This is a genomic window from Dawidia cretensis (genome assembly GCF_018598175.1).
Lineage (GTDB): Bacteria > Bacteroidota > Bacteroidia > Cytophagales > Cyclobacteriaceae > Ohtaekwangia > Ohtaekwangia cretensis.
The window spans coordinates 1-1207 of record NZ_JAHESE010000083.1 but is presented as its reverse complement, the minus strand read 5'-3'; the positions used below and the strand labels follow the sequence as shown (position 1 = coordinate 1207).

The window sequence follows — 1207 nt, the reverse complement described above, 5'->3', positions numbered from 1 at the left end:
GTCGAAAGTCACCGCGGCGGCCGAGCAAGAGGCGGTCGTGCTGATGCCTAACCAACAAGTGGTATATGAGCGCGCCGGGAAGAAGTTGACGAAATCTCTGGTGGAGCAGCCTGCCGTGTTGCAGCCTTTTGCCAGCTATAGCTTTGAGTTTAACGATGTGCCTGTGCGCGAGGTGTTCGGAACGTTGGAAAAGGCCTATGGTATCCAGATTGTATACGACGAGGAAGCCCTGGCCAACTGTTCCATCCACGCAACGCTTACCGACGTGCCACTATACGATAAGCTGAAGCTGATTTGCAAAGGTATTCAGGGTACGTACGAAGTGATCGACTCCCATATTGTCATTACAAGCAAAGGCTGCACCCCGTAAACAGTGTGAGAGCGAGTGGGAGAGTGAGAGCGAAATATTAACAATACTGAACATAACCCAAACCTAAATACAAAGACTATGCAGCAGAATACACGATAATCCCTAAAAACAGAGAGACCGGCAGTGCGCCAACACCGCCGGTCTGGAATGCCCTCTCGTCCCGCCAAGGACGAAAAGAGGCGTTTGTCTATCCGCTTCAACACATCAAGACAAAACATTTCAAAAGTATGAAAAAAGAACTACAGGTTCGTGGACATGTACTGTTCATTATGAAGGTCTCCCTTGTTCATCTCTTTGCCACTCTTCTTTTTATTAGTGTAGCGCAGGCGCACGAAACGGTTGCCCAGGTGCTGGACAAGAAGATCAGCGTGGAATTGAAGGAGGTCACGCTTCGCAAAGCCCTCGAAACACTGGAGGAGGCCACCCAGGCAAAATTCCTCTATCAATCCAACCTGATTGCATCCTCTGAAACCATCTCGCTGCATGTAACGGACGAGCGGCTGGCCGATGTCCTGGAAAAGATCCTGGCGCCGCGCCACATTGCCTATGAGGCCGACGGTAACCAAATCATTCTGACGCGCAGCCGCATCAATGCGATTCCCGTGGAAGCACTGCCTGAAAAAATGGTAAGGCCAGTCGGCGCGGTGACCGTGACAGGTGTGGTCATGGACGACGCCGGTACAGCCCTGCCCGGCGTGAACGTACTCCTGAAAGGAACCACCACCGGGACGACGACGGATGCCGAAGGGAAATATTCCCTGACAGTGCCCGACGAGACGGCCGTATTGATATTCTCCTTTATCGGTTTTACGCAACAAGAGATCAGCATAGTCACAC

At 51.9% G+C, this 1207-nt stretch carries 2 protein-coding genes; both read left to right on the top strand.

The window, feature by feature from the left end; genetic code table 11:
- A partial coding sequence (locus KK062_RS29785; RefSeq protein ID WP_254088038.1) for a DUF4974 domain-containing protein occupies nt 1-370 on the top strand: 370 nt, incomplete at its 5' end.
- Between the two features lie 227 nt (nt 371-597).
- On the top strand, nt 598-1207 hold a 610-nt coding region (locus KK062_RS29780; RefSeq protein ID WP_254088037.1), incomplete at its 3' end, for an STN domain-containing protein.